The organism is Halomonas sp. SIMBA_159 (assembly GCF_046536035.1).
GTDB lineage: Bacteria > Pseudomonadota > Gammaproteobacteria > Pseudomonadales > Halomonadaceae > Vreelandella > Vreelandella venusta_A.
In genome coordinates this window covers 1-257 of the sequence record NZ_JAWJBT010000978.1, presented here as the reverse complement: position 1 = coordinate 257, position 257 = coordinate 1, and the positions used below count along the sequence as shown (strand labels likewise).

At 62.3% G+C, this 257-nt stretch carries 1 pseudogene; it reads right to left on the bottom strand.

Annotated features, from left to right (window positions below):
• Positions 1–257 (bottom strand): annotated as a pseudogene (locus tag R0J87_RS22165) (transposase); the annotation flags it as partial.

Sequence of the window (257 nt, the reverse complement as noted above, 5' to 3'; positions counted from 1 at the left end):
ATCGCATCGACCAGCGTTCTCTTCCGGCCAGGCCTTAGAGCTTTCGCTTGACGACGTCCTGCAGCATCTCCTTGTCCAGAGACAGGTCGGCCACGATCTTCTTCAGCCGCGCATTCTCGTGCTCGAGTTCGCGCAAACGCCGCATCTCCGAGGGCATCAGACCCGCATACTTCTTCTTCCAGTTGAAGTACGTCGCCTGGCTGATGCCCGCCTGGCGGCAGACCTCCGCCACCGGCGTGCCGTCCTCGCCCTGCTTG